This window comes from Desulfoferrobacter suflitae (assembly GCF_022603395.1).
Classification (GTDB): Bacteria; Desulfobacterota; Syntrophobacteria; order Syntrophobacterales; family Syntrophobacteraceae; genus Desulfoferrobacter; species Desulfoferrobacter suflitae.
This window is the reverse complement of the sequence record NZ_JAIBKA010000004.1, coordinates 206,390-223,959: the sequence shown is the minus strand read 5'-3', so window position 1 is coordinate 223,959 and position 17,570 is coordinate 206,390. Positions and strand designations below refer to the sequence as shown.

Sequence of the window (17,570 nt, the reverse complement as noted above, 5' to 3'; positions counted from 1 at the left end):
ACCGGGTGAGACATGAACCGCACCCGCTGCGACGCCACTCGTTGAAGTCCCGTGTGACACAGACACAAGGAAAGGAGAGGAATCATGCCGGAATTTGGATCACCCTTCGCAGGGCTGGCTAATGACAGGAAGCTGACGCATGAGGAACTTGTCCGAGCCATCCGCTTCATGATTGCCGCCGAATACGAAGCCATCCAGTTGTACATGCAACTTGCAGAATCAACAGACAACCAGCTGGCCATCGAAGTCCTCAAGGACATCGCTGATGAGGAACGGGTGCATGCCGGCGAGTTTCTGCGGCTTCTGCACGAACTGGACCCGGACGAGGAGAAATTCTACGCCGAGGGGGCCCGGGAAGTGGAAGAAGAAATCAAGAAATCCCAATAACCCAACCCGGGACGGGCGCGGGCAAAAACTCGCAATGCGCCTGGCGAAATCCGCATGCCAGGGGATCTAGACACAAATACCAGGGAGCCCACTTTCTTCTATGGATGAACAGCAGTTGTCGGCGGCCCAACAATCAGCCGTCGCTTACGTCTCCTCACCCACCATTGTCACTGCCGGCGCCGGAAGCGGCAAGACCAGAACGCTCACCAGTAAAATCGCCCATCTCGTCAACAAGCTGGGCTACGACCCGGCGAGAATCCTGGCCATCACGTTCACCAATAAAGCCGCAGAGGAGATGAAGCAGAGGCTGGTCGAGATCACCGCCAGGCCGGTTGCGGATTTCCCCTGGCTGAGGACCTTTCACAGCGCTTGCTTTAAAATTCTCAAGGTCCATTGTGAACTGCTCGGCTACCGAAAGCCCCTGATGATTCACGCGGATCATCAGCAGAAGGCGCATCTGAAAAAAGTACTGGCGGAGCTCAACCTGGATAAAAAGTACCTGTACGGCGCCGCCGGCATGATTTCCCGAGCGAAAAATTCCGGCCGGCCCCTCGCTTATCTCAATGCTTTCGGGAAAACCCCGAGAAGATCCGAAATCTATACGAGATACAATGAACTGCTCGAGCAAAGCAATTCGGTGGACTTCGATGACATCCTGTTGCTCACCCGGGACCTGTTCACCCGTTTTCCCGAAATCAAGCGGCAGTACCAGGAGACATTTGACTACATCCTGGTGGATGAGTTTCAGGATTCGAACGGCATTCAAAACGAGATCATCAACCTATTGATCAGAAACGGCAATCTCACCGTTGTGGGGGATGACTACCAGAGCATCTACAAGTTCCGTGGGGCGGATCCGGGACACTTCATCAATTTTGCCAAGGTGTATCCCGACGCACAACTGTTCAGGCTGGAAAAAAACTATCGCTCGACAGCACAAATTGTGGCCGCTGCCGACGCCGTCATCGCCAACAACGCCAACCGCATCGACAAGCAGTGCTTCAGCGATCGGGACGGAGAGCTCATCCAGCTCAAAAGATTCTATGACGAAGAGGATGAGGCCGCCTGGGTTGCGGAAAAATGCTGGGAGTATATCAGCTACGAGAAGATTCCAGTGGAACAGATAGCCATTCTGTTCCGCACCAAGTTCACCTCTCTGTCCTTCGAACGCGCCCTGCGCTCAGGGCGCATCCCCTACACGATGGTCGGTGCACAGGGATTTTTCCAGAGGCGCGAGGTGCAGGATATCAATGCCTACCTGATCAGTGCAGTCAATCCCCGCGATGATGTCTCCTTCGAGCGCATCATCAATGTTCCCAAGCGGGGAATTGGACCGGCAGCGTACAACAAGATACTGGCAGTCAGACAACCTGACATGTCCCTGCAGCAGGCATGTGCTCAGGCCATCGCCCGGAAGGTGCTGCCCAAAAAGGCGGCGGCGGCCCTGCAGCAACTGCTGGACTTCCTTCCTGCCCTGGCTCATGTCCATCCCGACCATGCTATCCGGCAGGTCATGCGGGAAATGGAATACGACGCGTACCTGAAGTCTTTTTCGGAGAGCGAAGAGGATTACACAAGCCGCAAGGAAAATATTGATCAGATGGTGTTTTCCGCCTCGCAGAAGCAAACCATTGCCGACTACCTGGAAGATGCCGCACTGATTCGAGAGGATCAGGACGATGACGACAGCCTTTACGGCGTCAGGCTTTCAACTATTCACGCCGCCAAGGGACTGGAATTCAAGGTGGTATTTGTTGTGACTCTGGAGGAAGGAATTCTGCCTCACCGCCGGTCGGTCATGATCGAGGGCCATGACGAGGAAAACCAGGAAGGCATCGAAGAGGAACGCAGGCTCATGTATGTCGCCATGACAAGAGCCTCGGACCATTTGCATCTTAGCTGGGCCGCCAGGCGGCGCGGAGAAGCGACGCAGCCCAGCCGTTTCCTGCACGAAATTCCCGAGAGATTGCTGAGGGATGCTTGACCGGTGGAGCACTCCCCGGGAGTCAAGACCGACTCGATTGTGAAAACCGAATCGGTCTACAGGCAAAATGAGGATTGCTCCACCAGACGGCCTGGGCTGCGGGCACAAGAGGTGCGAAATTCCTGCCGGGCCACCGCCACTGCGGTGGGATGATGTACGGCCGTTATTCTCGGACAACCTCCTATGCCAGCTGCTCGGAGAGTGCGGAAGCCAGGTCTGTGAGGGGATTCTCATGCTCAAAACAGCGCAGCAATTCGTTGTAGATGGGTGCTCCCAGGAATTTTTTGAATTGTTCGGTCTGCTCACAGCGAACCTGATATTCCTGCCAAAAGCTCTCAATCTCCTGCAGGTTTCCGTCGGAAGCGCCAAATATGACCGGCCACTCGTCCCGATATTGGTCCAAGCCCTCCAGCATCTCGCACCCGGAAGCATCCATGGCAAGCATCAGCAGCACATCGGGCAGGGTCGGCACAGCAGCGCTTGCGCCAACGGATAGATACACTTCAACGCGCCGTCCGGGCCGGTATAGGCTGCACTTGTAGTGTTTGGGCTCATCCAACCCATCTTCCTGGACATTGATGGGATTGGACCCCACCCTGCGTGTTTCCATGGAAATCCGATTTTTCTCAATGACATGCCGCAACAACGATCGATCTTGCATCGTGCACCCTCCTCTACTCTGCAGTTACCTGCCCACCCGGGATCCAAACAGACATCGAGGGCAGTTCTTGAGGAATACTACTACCCGAATGCAAGCCTCTGATAAATACAGTGAATTACCCATTTCAATGATAAAAGACGGTATTTTTTGCGGTGCCATTTGCTGCGTTTGAAATTTGCGAACGGCAGCCCGGCCGCAAACGAAAAAATTGGCTGAAACTGCTGCTTTCAGCCGCATATTCTGGTAAACTGCCTGTGTGGCAAGCGGGGGCTTCTGGTGACCCACGCGGGACGATGCTGGGCAGGCAAAGCTGCCAGGGTCATTGCGGCGAATGCCGCAATCCAGACGGGCAGTCCTGCTCACTGGATGCCTGTCCGCTGTGGTGTTGCACCGGCATGACCAGGGCCGTACGTACCGAATAAATTGCTCAATTGAAAGATAGGTGGTCATACGATATTCACAGGGAGATTCTATGGAATATGAGAGCAAGCTGATTCCTGTTTTACGCGAGGGCATTGATGTGATCAGAATGGTTTTTTTCAAAAAACTGAAACTGCATCTTCCGCGCAAATATCCACACAAGGACAGCAGCTATATCAATTACCTGGCTGGCGCCGTGATCAATGAAGTGTTCGGCAGTCAGAACCCTGCAGAACCGTTCGCCGGTTTCGCTCGGGAAAACAAGTTCTTCATCAAGCTGGAGCTGAAAAACATAGCGACGGATCTTCCGGAGATGCGCATTCCCCTGACCGATGCCTTGCGAGTCCAGTTCCTGTGTGATTATCAGGAAGGCATTGACAGTTCACATATTCTCACGCAGGCCAGGGAACAGGGAATCCTCATGCTTGATCGTGACGCTCCACTGCCGGCTAAGTTCATGGCACTCGTTCGAAGGCTCGGCGCAAGTTTCGATCTCATCACTCAACCGTAGAAGCCTCTGGGGAATTCCCCTACCATTTGCGGCGGAAAGCCGGGTCCATCCCTTTTCCGCCTCCCCTGCTCGGGCACAACCCGGCAACCTGCGCCGAATCGACGCAGAACAGCTCCTATGCGGCCAACCTTAGGCGAAGATGATCACTGAGTTTCTGGAATGACTCGATCCATTGCACAGGAGTCACACGGCAGCCGGCCGGCACATTGACTTCACGCCTGCACTCCGGCTGGAATCCATCCAAACCAATCCCGGACTCGCGCAGCAATCCATCACGGCGCTCCGTTCCCAGGGGGTCGATCGTCTGCACCGGAGCGCAGCACATTCACGGGAATGGCTCATCGGCAGCCAAAGGTCAGCGTCCAGTAATGACCGTAGGAGCTCTGTGCGTTGTAGGCGTAACCTGCCCCAATGTCACAGAAACCTGGATTCAGCATGCTGTCTCGATGCCCGGCGCTGTTCATCCATCCGACGAAGACTGCGGCAGGAGTAGAATATCCAGCGGCGACGTTTTCTCCCCCAGTGGTGAGATAGTAGCCGGCATCGAGCATTCGATCCCAGGGGCTCGACCCATCGGAGCCGGTATGACTCATGAAATCATTTTTCGCCATATCCTCAGAATGCCTGCGCGCAGCCACGTTGAGCGAATCCACATTGGTCAAAGGAGAAAGACCATTTTTCTTTCTCTCCTGGTTGACCAGATTGATGATTTCTCTCTCTTGTTCAAGGAGATTGGCACATGCTGCAAAAGCGGCGCAACTCTGTAGATCGTCACAGTCTGTCTTGCCATTGCAGTTGTTGTCCTTTCCATCGTCACATATTTCAACGGCGCCGGGATAAACGGTCTTGTCGCTGTCCCTGCAATCTCCTTGATTTTCCGTATATCCGTCCCCGTCGTCGTCGATGTCTTTGGGATCGGGCGGAGCACACCCTTCATCCACCAACCCATCGCAGTCGTTATCGACACCGTCATTGCAGATTTCCTTTGCACCCGGGTGAATGGCGGCATCGTGGTCATTACAGTCATGGTTTTCGGAATACCCGTCACCGTCAAGGTCTCTCTGGGAAGCGGAACAACCGGCAGGATCCACCGGCTCTCCCGCCGGAGTAGCCGCACACTTGTCGATGTCATCGGCTACACCATCCTGATCGGAATCGATCAGACAGTTCTCGTCAACCTGTCCATCACAGTCATTGTCGAACCCGTCACCGCAAATTTCCTGGGTATCGGGGATCAGGTGTATGGTGAGAAGTTGGGAATGAGCTTGAATGTCGGGAAAAGCCGCAAGCCTTGCGGTAAACTTTACAGTGTGCGGTTCATCGGAGAGATGCTGGCACTGCGGTGTCCATCTGAAATCGTATGCCTGACTTCCTGGAGGCATGGAGAGTGCGGCACCTGCCGGGAGGTCCGCAGCTTCGATGACTGTAAGGGCCGGATTGTCGCTGTAGCCGGTGCCGCCCAATTGAGCGGTATCAACAACACCCCTGACGGGAATCGATATGAGTTCACCCGGTCTTGCGGTGATATCTCTCACCGGTCGGGTACGATTGAACTGGGTTCTTGGCAGCAAAGCTACGTTCGTGGGAACGATATCACAGCCGCTGCTCGCATAACCCGCTTCCACCAAGCCAACGCAGCTGAATCCGTCCTGGGCCGGCACAGTCCCGACGCACTGATATTTGTATCCGGTTTTACCGCCGGCGAATGAAGCGGCAAGCTGCCGCTGTTGTTCGTCGGCGTCGCTCGGCAGGCGTGCCCCCATGTAGATATGGTCAGGGTTTGCTTGCGCGAAGTCATGGAAAGCGTTGAAGCGGACTCCGAGACAGTCGCTGTCCCCACTGCACACGTCCAGCCCGCAGTTCAGGTAGGGGGTGGACTCCACAATGGTTTCCAGCCCGAAGGATGCACCCCGGCCCAGAGACATTCCGACATGTCCTGGGAACCACTTGCAGTCGGGGCATCCCGTGAGTGCGTAAAGGATGGCTCCCGCGCTCAGGTACCGGGGGGGAATGTCCATGACGATCATCAGCCGATGATCACTGAAAACCATTAAATTCGATAAACGGTCGAGCTCTACGACGATATTCTCACCTTCAAGGCGGGCCGTCAGCGGTTCGATGCCGTCCTGGTGGAGGGCAACGGAGGAAATCACCTTGCCGTCTGCGAAATCAAGCAGAGCACATGGAATCTTTATGCGGACAGGCTTGAGCAACTCGATTTCCAGTGGCTCGAGGGCCAGGGTTAACTCGCTGGATGACTCCGATGCAAAGGTCTTTTCTACAGCCAGCGATAACACTCTGGCCTCAGGTAAGACACCCGGTGGAACTTCAATTTGGACTCCATAAAAGGGACTGAGGGGATCGGTGACTGCAACAATGCCTCCTTCCGCCCCTATGACAGCTTCGGCAAAATTCAGATCGACGAAAACCCGCACCAGAAATACCGCCAACTCACCCCGTGTCACAGGGTTGGCCGGGCAATACTGCGGCACGTCGGCGTTACAGCCTGCGCTGATTCCATCCGCATACAATTGTTCAATCCAACCGGCAGCCCAATGATTCCCGGGGACATCCGCAAAAACCCCACAACCTTCCTGCGGTTGGAAATCCTGACCGTACCTGGCCCGTCCAAGCAGGACCGCGACTTCGGCCCGTGTTACCAACTGGTCGGGGCAGTATTGTTTCAACTCCACACTGCATCCCCTGGTAATGCCGTCCTGGAAAAGCTGCTCAATCCAATCCGCAGCCCAGTGGTCGGCGGGCACATCCTGAAAGATACCTTGTGCCTTGGCCGGCTGAAAAAGGCTTCCCCGTTTAGCCTTTTCCAGGAGCACTGCCATCTGGGCGCGCGTGACCGGCTCATCCGGGCAGAAAAAGCCATCCGCACAACCTGCCGTGATCCCCGCGCCATACAACCGTTCAATATAGCTGTAGGCCCAATGGGAGGGGGGCACATCCTGGAAAGTCTCGCCGAAGTCCAGCGCATGGGCATCCGGCGCCGCGCTGCATCGCCAGTGATGATGTAAAAAACTCACTCCACTGGCAACAAGGAAAACAGCCAGTGCCAATAGCAAGCAACGTCTGCCCGGCCTCTCGAACATCAATTCCCCTCCCCCTCTTGACCCAAATTCAATGACTTCACCCAGAACCCGCAGCCGCACCGACGCCGCACCGCCGGGACGGAACTCATCGACTTGGCGGCATTGAAGTTGCGTATTCCGCTGTGTGCCGCAATGACAGTGAGAACGAATCGCCGCCCGCTCATTCTCCCCGTCTTTTCAACTGCACCGCTGCTTGATAGACGAGGCGCCGCGCGATGCCGTGTTTAGCGGCGATGACGCCTGCCGCCTCCTTCACGGCCATGCCCCGGACTTCGATGAGGTCATGGAGATCCTCACTCCAAACCGCTTCAGCACTGCCGGCAGGCGCCGACTCAGCGCCCGCCACGACCAGCGTCAATTCGCCCCTGACCGGCTGGACAAAATAGCTTTGTGCGCCCGTTACCGCGCCTCGATAAACCTCCTCGTATCTCTTGGTGAGCTCCCGAGCTACCGCCACTTGCCGGTCACCCCAGTAGCGCTCGACATCACCCAGTGTGCGATGTAAACGCTGAGGAGATTCGTAGAGAATGAGAGTCATGGTGAGCGTCGAGTAAGACTGGAAGAACCGCGTTCGACCGGCTCCGCGGCTGGGCGGAAAACCCAGGAAGGCGAAGGGTTGGGTAGGAAGACCGGAAACCACCAGCGCGGTAATCAGCGCTGCCGGGCCGGGCACGGGCACAACCGGAACATGCATGTGCAACGCCTGACGTATGAGCAAGGAGCCGGGATCGGAAATTCCCGGGGTTCCGGCATCCGTCACCAGGGCAAGCGTTTCACCCGCCTGGACTCTTACCAGCAGTTCCGGACCGCGCTTGTGCAGGTTCCGACTGTGATAGCTCACCAGTGGCTTCTGAATCTCGTAGTGCGTCAGCAATTTTCTGGTGTGGCGGGTATCTTCCGCGGCGATTCGGTCCACACTGCGCAGTGTTTCCACCGCTCGAAAGCTGATATCTGCAAGGTTTCCAATAGGCGTTGCGACGATATAGAGTGCACCTGAAGTCATAGCCGGATCGATCGAACCTTCATGTATCCCTTCTCCTACGCTCATTCGCAGGCTTCAAAGGCATTGACAATCCAGGTGAGCTCAGGCACTCCCCTGTGCCAATCGACCGCCACCACATCAAATCTTGCCGGCCGCCCCTGCAGCCGATTTTGTTTAATGTACCATTGACCAAGCCGGGTCAATCGTTTTTGTTTACTGAGTGAAACGGCCTCTTGGGGCAATCCGAAATTTCTCGAATAGCGAGACTTCACTTCGATGAAAACAATCGTATTACCGTCCCATCCGACCAAATCAATTTCGCCCAGGGGGCAGCGAAAATTGCGTGCCGCTATACGCAGCCCCTTGCTTTGCAGGAAGTTCTCCGCAAGCAATTCTCCTTCTTTGCCCTTTTTCCGGCGGCTTGTCCCCTGCTCCGCGCTTGCTCCCTGCATGTGGCCCCACTCAATGCGTCAAATACTCGAAGGTCCCTTTGGACTTGATGCTCTGATCACTACACCACTCTCCTTGTGCATACATCATATTGCTTGAACCCTCAACTCCTGATTTGCCGCCAAAGGAAAATCCGAAACCTCAAAAACAGTCAAAAAAACAAGCTCTCCCCGGCATTATGGTCCAAAACCGTTCGCACTCGCTCCTCAGTACTTTTGCCTTGCGAGGCTGGATGTGCTAGCTTCACAGCCAATCTTATCCTGTTGATATCAAAAGTATTTAACCGGTTCCGCGGGGCTTGGGTCAGGAACACCAAGGAGCACCCGTGGGGATTGACGGAGGAACGGCACATCGTCCATTGCGGCATGGATGAAGATATTTCTTGCTTTGTCGAGGAGAGGAACGAGGCGTAATGATAGAACTTGTGTGCGGCCAGAACCTGGTTCAACTCGGCATCAAGATGCAGGAAGGGTTGAACATCACCGCCTTTCTGGATCATCTGGATCTGTGTGAATTGTGCTTTGAGCATCAGGGAACCCTGATTGATCAGTTGAACAAGTTCATCGGCGGGACTGAATCTGTCAGAAATTTGTAGCTGCGATGAAAGCAAGATGTTTAACGGCTGTCCTGCCGGCGCGTTTTGCTTTCCGGCCGCAACCCGATCGGACCCGGAGCCATATAACAAGGTCCGGGTCAGTGACCCGGACCTTGTTATATGGATTGGCACGAAGCTCCCACGATATTCCCGGGAAAGCAGCCGTTTTCCGACCAAAAGTCTGCACAACCGACGGGCAGACGGCGGGAGCACCCGGAACCAATCGCCATAAGAATGCCCCCAACCGCAATCGATTCAGGTGGCATCAGCGCTTTTCCTTGATGCGGGCTGCCTTGCCAACGCGCTCGCGCAGGTAGTACAACCTGGATCGCCTTACACGGCCACGACGCAGTAATTCTATTTTGTCGATACGCGGGGAATGGAGCGGAAAAATCCTTTCCACCCCCACCCCGTAAGAAACCTTGCGGACTGTAAAGCTGGCGCCCGCCTTGCCGCGGTGATGCCGAATCACCACCCCCTCAAAGACCTGGATGCGCTCTTTTTCTCCCTCGCGGATTTTCACATGCACCTTCACACTGTCTCCCACGCGAAAGGGAGGAATGTCGGTGCGCATGTAATCCCGTTCAATACTCTCAACCAATCCCTTAGACATTGTCAAACCTCCATTCTTATTGCCCGGAAGCCTCTTTGCCTGCGCCACCGGATCAATCCAGCGATCTGTCCCTGACGAGGAGGCGGTCCAGCAAAATGGCCGCCGCACATCGCACGGACAAATGGTTATACCCGTTCACTCCCTTAATGGTTTCCAATATCCCGTCTGCCCCTTCCAAAACCGATGGCGCCAAGCCCCATCCCGTCCCGAGCAACAACAGGCAGGGTGCGGAATCTTCCTGCAAGAGCCGGCGGGCATGGCGCATGGTTAAACCGTCAGCCCGGCCTTTGGCACTCGTCGCCCAAACCCGGGGCTGCGTCCCCCAGCGCAAATGGATGTCCTCCTGTGCCGACCGTATGCTTGCCACCACCCGCAGACGTCTCAGGGCCCGCTCTCGATCCGGATGCAGTTTTTTGCCGACACCCACCAGCCAATGGTGCAGCACCCGCTGCGCCAAAAGCTGCTGATCCGCCAAGGGGGTTACGATGTAACATGCGGGAACTCCAAAGGTACAAACCAGACGTCCCAAGTCATGCAGATCCAGATTCGTGATGGCTGACGCTATGGTATCGCCCTTGCGGTTGAGAACTGGATAGTGCACCAGCGCCACATACAGCGGAGCTCCCTCCTCAGCCATCGGCACAGTCCATTTCGTCGGCCGGCTGTGCGGACTGATTTTCGGCCGTCTGCAAAAATTTCAGGTCGTCTGCACTCAAGCGCAGTCGCGCGAACAGATCGGGACGCCGCAACTTGGTTCGAAAAAGCGCCTGACCACGCCGCCACTCACGGATCTTTCGATGATTGCCGGAGAGCAGCACAGCGGGAACTTTATGGCCGCGAAATTCCTGTGGTCGGGTGTATTGCGGGAACTCCAGAGCAACTTCGGAAAAGGTTTCCACTCTGACGGATGCAGCGTTTCCCAGCACCCCGGGGATCAACCGGGTAACGGCGTCAATCACCACCATCGCAGCCAACTCGCCCCCCGAAAGAATATAATCGCCAATGGAAAGTTCCTCGTCGACCGCGTACGCCGCCACGCGTTCATCCACCCCTTCGTAACGCCCGCAAATGAGAACGAGGCGAGGCATCGCACTGAACTTCCAAGCCGTTTCCTGCTGGAACAATTTCCCCTGGGGGCTCAGCAGCACCACCCAGGGCCGGGGTTCTTCGGCTTTCAGCTGGTCCACGGCCCGCATGATGGGCTCGGGCTTCATGACCATCCCCTCACCGCCGCCGAAAGGGCGATCATCTGTAATCTGATGTTTGCCGGCGGCATAATCCCGGATGTTGTGCACTCGAACCTGAATCATGCCCCGCTCTGCAGCTTTGCCGACAATGCTTTCTCCCAGCGGCCCGGCAAACATCCGGGGGAAAAGCGTCAATATGTCAAAGATCATCGATCAAACCTTCCGGTGGGTCGACAATCATCACTCCCAGTTTCAGATTGACCTCCAGGACCGTATCCTCCACGGCAGGAATGAGCCATTCGTCATCCTGAGTCCGCACGACATAAACGTCGTTGCCCCCGGTTTCTATGATGCCAGTGAGCTCTCCGAGTTTCTTGCCGCCCGGGGTTTCGACCTTCAGACCAATGAGCTGAAAATAGTAGTATTCTCCCTCGGAGGTGGGCGAGAGCCGACTTTCCGGGAGAAAGAGCTGTTCGCCTGTGACCCTTGCGGCCTCTTCGAGGCTGGTTATTTCTCGGAATCGACCTATGAACTGCCTTTGCTGCCGCCGGAGATCCACAACCGTCAAGGCGTTTTCTTCACCACCTTCGACGGTGTCGCTCAGGTACAGCCTATCGCCGGCCTTTTGCTCTCCCAGGCTGTCACCATAGGGGTAGATCTTAACGGCACCACGCACTCCGTGAACCCGGCTGATCTTACCTACCGCAACTCGACGAACATTTTCCGTAACCTTACTCAATGATTTCCAGAACGGCCCTTTTTCTCAGTTTGGTGGATGCAGCGCTCAAGATGGTGCGCATTGCCCGAGCAGTACGTCCCTGCTTGCCGATGACCTTGCCTAAATCCTCTTTAGCTACGCGAAGTTCGATCACCGAGGTTTGTTCACCCGCTATTTCCGAAACCTTCACCCTTTCCGGATGATCTACCAAAGCCCGCGCCATAAACTCGATCAATTCCTTCAACATGGTGACCTCCTGATTTCCTGCGCCGCGTGGGATTTGCTGCTTAGGAAGCCTGAGTAACCTCGGGCGAACCGTGCTTTCGCAACAGGCTGCGTACCGTGTCTGTAGGTTCGGCGCCCTGCTCAAGCCAATATTGAAACCGATGGGTGTCGATTGTGACTGCTTCCGGCTCCATCAGCGGATTATAGCTGCCGATGCTCTCGATAAAACGTCCATCCCGGGGCGAATCCGAATGTGCGACGACAATCTTGTAAAACGGCCTCTTCTTTCTTCCGCGACGAGCTAACCGAATACGTACTGGCATGATCTGCGTTCTACCTCCCAAAAAGTAGCAGTTGAAAAATTTATACTAACTCACTGACTCAACTGGATGACCCACAAACCCAAAATCACCTGGTCAATGGTCTGACAAGGAATTTTGATTTTAGCAGCCAATCTATTGATTTTTCTAAACAAACAATAATTCTCGGTTCCGTATGGAAACTTTCGAATTGTTTCGTATACCTTATTTTACACCAATTAAAAAGGGAAAAATGCTCTCTTGCGGCGCCCTTTCCCCTTCTTCTTTTTGGTACCCCCTGCGCCCATCATCTGGCGCATCATCCTGCGCGATTCCTCGTAGCTTTTGAGCAGTCGGTTGACGTCCTGAACCGTGGTGCCGCTGCCACTGGCTATACGACGGCGGCGGCTGGCATTGATCAGATCCGCATTCTTCCGCTCACCCAAGGTCATGGAGTTGATGATCGCTTCCATGCGGACAAATTCACGTTCATCCACTTTCATTTTTTTCAGCTCTTTCATCATGCCCATGCCCGGCAGCATTCCCAAAATCTGCTCCAGGGAACCCAGCTTTTTAATCTGTCTCAACTGATTGCGAAAGTCTTCCAGGGTGAACGTGTTCTCTTTAAATTTTTGCGCCAGTTGCAGGGCCTCTTTTTCATCGAAGGCCTCCTGGGCCTTTTCGATGACGGAGAGAACATCGCCCATGCCGAGAATCCTCGAGCTCATTCGGTCGGGATGAAAGACTTCCAGCGCATCGAGTTTTTCACCCACCCCGACATACTTGATGGGGGAACCGGTCACGGCTCGAATGGAAAGGGCGGCACCGCCGCGTGCGTCGCCGTCCAGCTTGGTCAGAACAACGCCGGAGATGGCCAGAGATTCATTGAAGGCGGCCGCCACGGCAACGGCATCCTGGCCTGTCATGGCATCCGCCACCAGAAGGGTCTCGGCCGGTTCCAAAATCTCCCTGAGGCGCCCCAGTTCACTCATCAATTCAGCGTCCACATGGAGACGGCCGGCGGTATCAACGATGAGAGTGTCACAGTTTTCCTGCCGGGCGTAAAGAATGGCTTGGCGGGCGATTTCTTCGGGCCGTTGATCCACTCTGGATGAATACGCGGGCAGTCCCAGCTGGGCGGCCAGGGTCAGCAATTGGTCGATTGCCGCAGGGCGATAAACATCGGCCGGCACAAGACAGGGGCGGCGTTTTTCGTGCGCCATCTTCCTGGCCAGTTTTGCCGCTGTGGTGGTCTTACCCGAACCCTGCAACCCCACCAGCATAACAGGAACCGGGATTTTACCCGTGAGTTTGAGTGGCTCTGCTTTTCCACCCATCAGTTCCGTGAGAGCTTCGTTAACGATTTTTATCACCTGCTGACCGGGCGTCAGACTTCCCATGACTTCCTGGCCCACGGCACGATCCGCGATGCCCGCCACAAATTCCTTGGCAACCTTGAAGTGTACGTCCGCTTCCAGGAGTGCCATACGGACTTCCCGGAGAGCCTCACGGATATTCTCCTCGGTGAGCTTGCCCTGCCCCCGGAGATGTTTGAATATGCGTTGAAACTTATCCGAAAGATTTTCAAACATAGCGTCCACCAGCCGTTGTAATTTTTTTGGTTTTATCGTTCCACGTTGGAACTTTGCATGCTATATAGCTTACCTGCGCATGTCAAGAAAGGCAAAGGAGCGCCCAAAATCGCCATTCCATTTTGATTCGTTTGCCGGTTTTTGAATATTGTCAGTTTTTGCAGCAAAAAGCGAGCATACTCAAGCGACAAGGAGACCCACCATGGCAGTGATCACGATCAGCAGAGAATTCGCCTCAGGCGGTAGACTGTTTGCGCGAAAGTTGGGGGAGCAACTAGGCTACTCAGTTCTCGAGAAGGAACTGGTCGCTCAAGTGGCAGAGGATCTGAACATCTCTGAGAGCGAAGCAACTCTATTTGAAAAGAATAGCGGCTCCAAACTCTTGCGCTTCCTGGACAGATACACTTCCCATACGGTAAAAAAGGTAGTCGATCGGACCTACGGGCGTCTCGACGACCGATCCTATTATGATGTGACGACCAAGCTGGTTCTGCAGGTCGCCGCCGAAGGCAATGTGATCATATTGGGATGGGGCGGCCAGTGCATCCTGGAACACCACCCCAACACACTCCATCTACGCATTGTGAAAGATCTTCCCGACCGTATTGCCCTCGTCCGGGAAAATCATCCCAGGCTCGATGAGCGGGCCGCGCAGGAATATATTGAACGGGAGGACAGGGAAAAAGGGGGTTATATCGAACATTATTTTGATCGCTCGGTGAATGATCCGCATCTCTATCACATGACCCTGAATCTCACTAAAGTGAATACGGCCGAAGCCCTCAAAATGATCACCGAGTATGTCAGCAAGCAGATGAATGCCTAGGCTGCAGAAAACGATTCGGACCGGAAGCTTCCCTCTTGGCGGAGCAACATCATTCATGCAGCAGGCTTTCAGCGGGTTGCTCCGCTTCTTGACTTCCGACGGTCGCCGCAATGAGCGTGGTTGAGAAGGCCTGCACGAAATGACGAAGGCCCTTTGATCGACTCATCAAAGGGCCCTGTTATTCGCTAACGGCGCCAACGCAGGTACACTTACCCGGCACTGCTCCCATTGGACGGTGAATGACCTCGCAGAGCGGCAAGCTGGCTGATATAGTCTTCCACCAGATTTCTGTCATCCGCCACCGTGATATTTTGGCGAATACGCCCTTCGGCAAGCTCCAGAGCCATTTCTACCACCTCTGCACGAAACTGGCTCTTGGCCTTCTCAATTTCCCTGTCCGCGCGCAGCCTGGCATCCTCCAACATCTGGTTTCTATGTATTTCGGTCCGCTCCATAATTTTGCGTTTTTCGTCCTGCCCAAGCTGATGATAATAGTCTTGAATGCTCTTGATCTTTTCATCTATGGTCGCAAGGGATCTGACCTGTTCATCGTGCTGCTGGGCCAGATATTCTTTTTCTTTGTCGAGTTCCTGCAGGGAGAGAACCACGCTGGAGCGTTTGCCGGCAAGAAATTTGACCAGCGGATCCTTACCATACTTATAGATAACCAAAGCCAGGATTGCGAAGTTCACAATCCGCATGGCAAAGTCCCATGTAGCCCGATTGATTCCCCCTCCTTCGGCGGCAAAACATGGAATTGCCAACAACAGGCAAGCAAATGCCGTTCCCAGCCCTAAACGAGCCTTCCTGAAAAGCAACATGGCGCTCTCCCCTATCCTCTAAACTTCTCGGCCCAGAACCTTGCGGGTAACACTCATAGCCAGCAGCTCGGCCTGCTGCGCAATCGTCTGCCGCGCTCTGGCAAGTTCCTGAGCCACCTCCACACGCACCTTTTCGTGGATGGCCGCAATTTGCTCTTGAGTGCTGACCACCAGGCCCCGTGCCTCATCGCCTGCAACCTTGCGCAGAGCCAGCTGGCTTTCGCGGGCTTCACGTTCCGCCAAGCGCAGCCGCGCCTCATACTCATCCGCCAGTCGACGGATTTCCTCCTGCACGGCATTCAGCTGCTCCCGCTTTTCCTTGAAGTGTTCCTCGCGCTCCAAAATCAGGCGGTGAAGCGGTTGAATCATCATGCGATTCAAAATGAAAAGCAGGATCAGGAACAAAGCGACCTGAACGAATAGCGTTGCATTTAAGCTGATCATCGGTTCTTTCCCTTGTTCCTACTAACAGATATCTATTTGACCACAAACATGAGCAGTAAGGCGACAACCAGCGAGTAGATACCGGTCGATTCACTGACTGCCTGACCAACCAGCATGGTGCGGGTCAGAAGTCCGGCTTCCTCCGGTTTGCGGCCAATCGCTTCACAGGCCTTGCCTGCAGCGTAGCCTTCCCCAACTCCCGGCCCGATAGCGCCCAAGCCCATCGCAAGACCAGCACCCAACAACGCTAACCCACGAACAAAATCGGCACCCGTGATTTCCATACCCAAAAATCCTCCTTGTAAGTAATTTGTTGCACCTGTCAACTGTCGCCGCTTAAGTGCTCAATACCAGCAACAAAGCAATAACCAGAGAGTATATGCCGGTGGATTCCGCCACCGCCTGACCAACCAGCATGGTACGCGTCATCAGTCCCGTGTTCTCGGGGTTGCGGGCGATGCTTGTCACTGCATTCTGGGCCGCAATCCCCTCGCCGATGCCCGGTCCGATACCGCCAAAGCCCATGGCGAACCCAGCACCCAGCAAGGTACACGCCGCCACCCAATTCATCGCTTCCGGCAGTGATTTGAACAGCAGCAGCAGGGCGATCAGAAAGCCATATATGGCGGTGGATTGGGCGACACCCGCCCCAATCAGCATCAGGGTCGTCAACTGCCCACTGGCTCTGGGCTGTCGCCCGATACCCGTGCAGGCGCTGCCGGCCGGCAGTCCGGCACCGATGCCACAGCCGATGGCGGAGAGTCCCATGGATAAACCGGCACCCAAATAGGCCCAGCCCGTCAGCACAGGCTTGCCGGCCGCCGGGCTGAAGAGCATCAGCATTGCAATCACCAACCCAAAGATACCCGCTGTTTCCGCTACTGCCTGTCCCACCAGCATGGTCTTCAGAATTTCTCCCGAAACGCCTGGACGATAGGAGAGCGTCTGATTTGCTTTGCCTGCCGCATAGCCTTCCCCAATGGCAGCCCCTATGGCGGCAAAGCCGACCGATAACCCTGCTCCCAGACCAGAAGCCGCCTTAACCCACTCAATTTGCTCCCATGCCATACTATTTTACCTGCACCGAGATATAGACCAAGGTTAACATTGTAAAAACGAATGCCTGTACCGTCCCGACAAATAAGCCAAAGAACGCATATAAAAAGGGTGGGATAATGAGTCCATAGACTAGGTAGGAGACCACCAGTATAATGATGGAGCCTCCCATGATGTTCCCGTAAAGACGAAATGAGATGGAGACCACCTTGGCGATCTCGCCGATCACATTCAGCGGCATCATGAAAAAGATGGGCTGAAAGTATTCTTTCACGTAACCCTTAAAGCCCTTGGTGCGGATGCCTGCATAATGTGCAATAAAGAAACCCATGATGCCCAGGCCCAGAGTCGTGTTCAGGTCTTTGGTGGGCTCATCCATAAACGGCAATATGCCAATCCAGTTGCACAGCAGCAGAAACATGAACATGGCACAAATCATGGGGAAATAGGTCTTTGCCATATCCTCGTCGAGGGCATCTCTGGTCAGCTTCCAAAATGCATCCACAAAGATCTCCGCAATGACTTGAAAGGTATTGGGCACAATTCCCTTGTTGCGCGTTGCCAGAAAGGCAAATAGGATGAGGATGCCCATGACCGAAAGGGTCATGTAAATGGTGGTTAGATTGAAAACAAGATGCAATCCCGCCACATCTACGGACCAAACCGAAATCTTCCCTAATTCCTCCATGGCTTCCCTC

Annotated in this window: 21 protein-coding genes; 5 read left to right on the top strand and 16 right to left on the bottom strand. The window is 54.8% G+C overall.

Annotated elements, in window-relative coordinates:
• Nucleotides 1–84: 84 nt before the first annotated feature.
• Nucleotides 85–387, top strand: a complete 303-nt coding sequence (gene encB / locus K1V27_RS08640; RefSeq protein WP_258929280.1) for an encapsulin nanocompartment ferritin-likeEncB family encapsulin nanocompartment ferritin-like cargo protein cargo protein — start codon at nt 85–87, stop codon at nt 385–387.
• 100 nt (nt 388–487) lie between these two features.
• On the top strand, nt 488–2,371 hold the full coding sequence (locus K1V27_RS08635; RefSeq protein WP_258929278.1) for an ATP-dependent helicase: 1,884 nt from the start codon (nt 488–490) through the stop codon (nt 2,369–2,371).
• 181 nt (nt 2,372–2,552) lie between these two features.
• Here the strand turns inward: K1V27_RS08635 and K1V27_RS08630 are convergent, their stop codons facing one another.
• Nucleotides 2,553–3,032, bottom strand: coding sequence for a hypothetical protein (locus tag K1V27_RS08630; protein ID WP_258929277.1), 480 nt, complete (start codon nt 3,030–3,032; stop codon nt 2,553–2,555).
• Between the two features lie 472 nt (nt 3,033–3,504).
• Between K1V27_RS08630 and K1V27_RS08625 the strand changes: the two genes are divergently transcribed.
• A complete protein-coding gene (locus tag K1V27_RS08625; protein ID WP_258929276.1) occupies nt 3,505–3,963 on the top strand; it encodes a hypothetical protein in 459 nt (152 codons plus the stop codon).
• A 338-nt stretch (nt 3,964–4,301) separates the two neighbouring features.
• Here the strand turns inward: K1V27_RS08625 and K1V27_RS08620 are convergent, their stop codons facing one another.
• The 3 genes from K1V27_RS08620 to K1V27_RS08610 all read right to left on the bottom strand — a co-directional run bounded on the left by K1V27_RS08620 (nt 4,302) and on the right by K1V27_RS08610 (nt 8,498).
• Nucleotides 4,302–7,064 carry a MopE-related protein gene (locus K1V27_RS08620; protein ID WP_258929275.1) on the bottom strand — a complete coding sequence of 921 codons (2,763 nt, stop codon included), beginning with the start codon at nt 7,062–7,064 and terminating at the stop codon, nt 4,302–4,304.
• A gap of 160 nt (nt 7,065–7,224) precedes the next feature.
• Nucleotides 7,225–8,112 carry a 16S rRNA (cytidine(1402)-2'-O)-methyltransferase gene (gene rsmI, locus K1V27_RS08615; RefSeq protein ID WP_258929274.1) on the bottom strand — a complete coding sequence of 296 codons (888 nt, stop codon included), beginning with the start codon at nt 8,110–8,112 and terminating at the stop codon, nt 7,225–7,227.
• On the bottom strand, nt 8,109–8,498 hold the full coding sequence (locus tag K1V27_RS08610; protein WP_258929273.1) for a YraN family protein: 390 nt from the start codon (nt 8,496–8,498) through the stop codon (nt 8,109–8,111). The genes rsmI and K1V27_RS08610 overlap by 4 nt, the downstream gene beginning before the upstream one ends.
• Before the next feature lie 410 nt (nt 8,499–8,908).
• Between K1V27_RS08610 and K1V27_RS08605 the strand changes: the two genes are divergently transcribed.
• Nucleotides 8,909–9,091 (top strand): hypothetical protein, encoded by a 183-nt coding sequence (locus K1V27_RS08605; protein ID WP_258929272.1) that lies wholly within the window; start codon nt 8,909–8,911, stop codon nt 9,089–9,091.
• Between the two features lie 265 nt (nt 9,092–9,356).
• Here K1V27_RS08605 and rplS read toward each other — a convergent pair whose 3' ends face one another.
• The 7 genes from rplS to ffh form a co-directional block, all read right to left on the bottom strand.
• Nucleotides 9,357–9,704, bottom strand: a complete 348-nt coding sequence (gene rplS, locus K1V27_RS08600; RefSeq protein ID WP_258929271.1) for a 50S ribosomal protein L19 — start codon at nt 9,702–9,704, stop codon at nt 9,357–9,359.
• Nucleotides 9,705–9,756: 52 nt separating this feature from the next.
• Nucleotides 9,757–10,341 (bottom strand): RNA methyltransferase, encoded by a 585-nt coding sequence (locus tag K1V27_RS08595; RefSeq protein ID WP_258929270.1) that lies wholly within the window; start codon nt 10,339–10,341, stop codon nt 9,757–9,759.
• Nucleotides 10,334–11,101 (bottom strand): tRNA (guanosine(37)-N1)-methyltransferase TrmD, encoded by a 768-nt coding sequence (gene trmD / locus K1V27_RS08590; RefSeq protein WP_258929269.1) that lies wholly within the window; start codon nt 11,099–11,101, stop codon nt 10,334–10,336. The genes K1V27_RS08595 and trmD overlap by 8 nt, the downstream gene beginning before the upstream one ends.
• Nucleotides 11,091–11,630: a ribosome maturation factor RimM gene (gene rimM, locus K1V27_RS08585; RefSeq protein WP_258929268.1), complete on the bottom strand. Its 540-nt coding sequence runs from the start codon at nt 11,628–11,630 to the stop codon at nt 11,091–11,093. The genes trmD and rimM overlap by 11 nt, the downstream gene beginning before the upstream one ends.
• Complete coding sequence (locus tag K1V27_RS08580) at nt 11,623–11,856, bottom strand: KH domain-containing protein (RefSeq protein WP_258929267.1); 234 nt, start codon at nt 11,854–11,856, stop codon at nt 11,623–11,625. The genes rimM and K1V27_RS08580 overlap by 8 nt, the downstream gene beginning before the upstream one ends.
• Nucleotides 11,857–11,896: 40 nt before the next feature.
• The gene (gene rpsP, locus K1V27_RS08575; RefSeq protein ID WP_258929266.1) at nt 11,897–12,157 is read right to left on the bottom strand and encodes a 30S ribosomal protein S16; all 261 of its coding nucleotides are present in this window, start codon (nt 12,155–12,157) and stop codon (nt 11,897–11,899) included.
• Between the two features lie 215 nt (nt 12,158–12,372).
• The gene (gene ffh / locus K1V27_RS08570) at nt 12,373–13,725 is read right to left on the bottom strand and encodes a signal recognition particle protein (RefSeq protein WP_258929264.1); all 1,353 of its coding nucleotides are present in this window, start codon (nt 13,723–13,725) and stop codon (nt 12,373–12,375) included.
• Nucleotides 13,726–13,927: 202 nt separating this feature from the next.
• Here ffh and K1V27_RS08565 point away from each other — a divergent pair, with 202 nt between their 5' ends.
• Nucleotides 13,928–14,551: a cytidylate kinase-like family protein gene (locus tag K1V27_RS08565; RefSeq protein ID WP_258929262.1), complete on the top strand. Its 624-nt coding sequence runs from the start codon at nt 13,928–13,930 to the stop codon at nt 14,549–14,551.
• A 209-nt stretch (nt 14,552–14,760) separates the two neighbouring features.
• Here K1V27_RS08565 and K1V27_RS08560 read toward each other — a convergent pair whose 3' ends face one another.
• The 5 genes from K1V27_RS08560 to atpB are packed head-to-tail and all read right to left on the bottom strand — an operon-like array spanning nt 14,761 to nt 17,560.
• Entirely contained in the window at nt 14,761–15,372 is a 612-nt protein-coding gene (locus K1V27_RS08560; protein WP_258929260.1) for a F0F1 ATP synthase subunit B, read from the bottom strand.
• Between the two features lie 18 nt (nt 15,373–15,390).
• Nucleotides 15,391–15,816 (bottom strand): F0F1 ATP synthase subunit B family protein, encoded by a 426-nt coding sequence (locus tag K1V27_RS08555; RefSeq protein WP_258929258.1) that lies wholly within the window; start codon nt 15,814–15,816, stop codon nt 15,391–15,393.
• A 32-nt stretch (nt 15,817–15,848) separates the two neighbouring features.
• Nucleotides 15,849–16,100: an ATP synthase F0 subunit C gene (gene atpE, locus K1V27_RS08550; protein WP_258929256.1), complete on the bottom strand. Its 252-nt coding sequence runs from the start codon at nt 16,098–16,100 to the stop codon at nt 15,849–15,851.
• A 52-nt stretch (nt 16,101–16,152) separates the two neighbouring features.
• Nucleotides 16,153–16,884, bottom strand: coding sequence for an ATP synthase F0 subunit C (atpE, locus tag K1V27_RS08545; RefSeq protein WP_258929254.1), 732 nt, complete (start codon nt 16,882–16,884; stop codon nt 16,153–16,155).
• A gap of 1 nt (nt 16,885) precedes the next feature.
• Nucleotides 16,886–17,560, bottom strand: a complete 675-nt coding sequence (gene atpB / locus K1V27_RS08540) for a F0F1 ATP synthase subunit A (protein WP_258929253.1) — start codon at nt 17,558–17,560, stop codon at nt 16,886–16,888.
• Between the last annotated feature and the right edge of the window lie 10 nt (nt 17,561–17,570).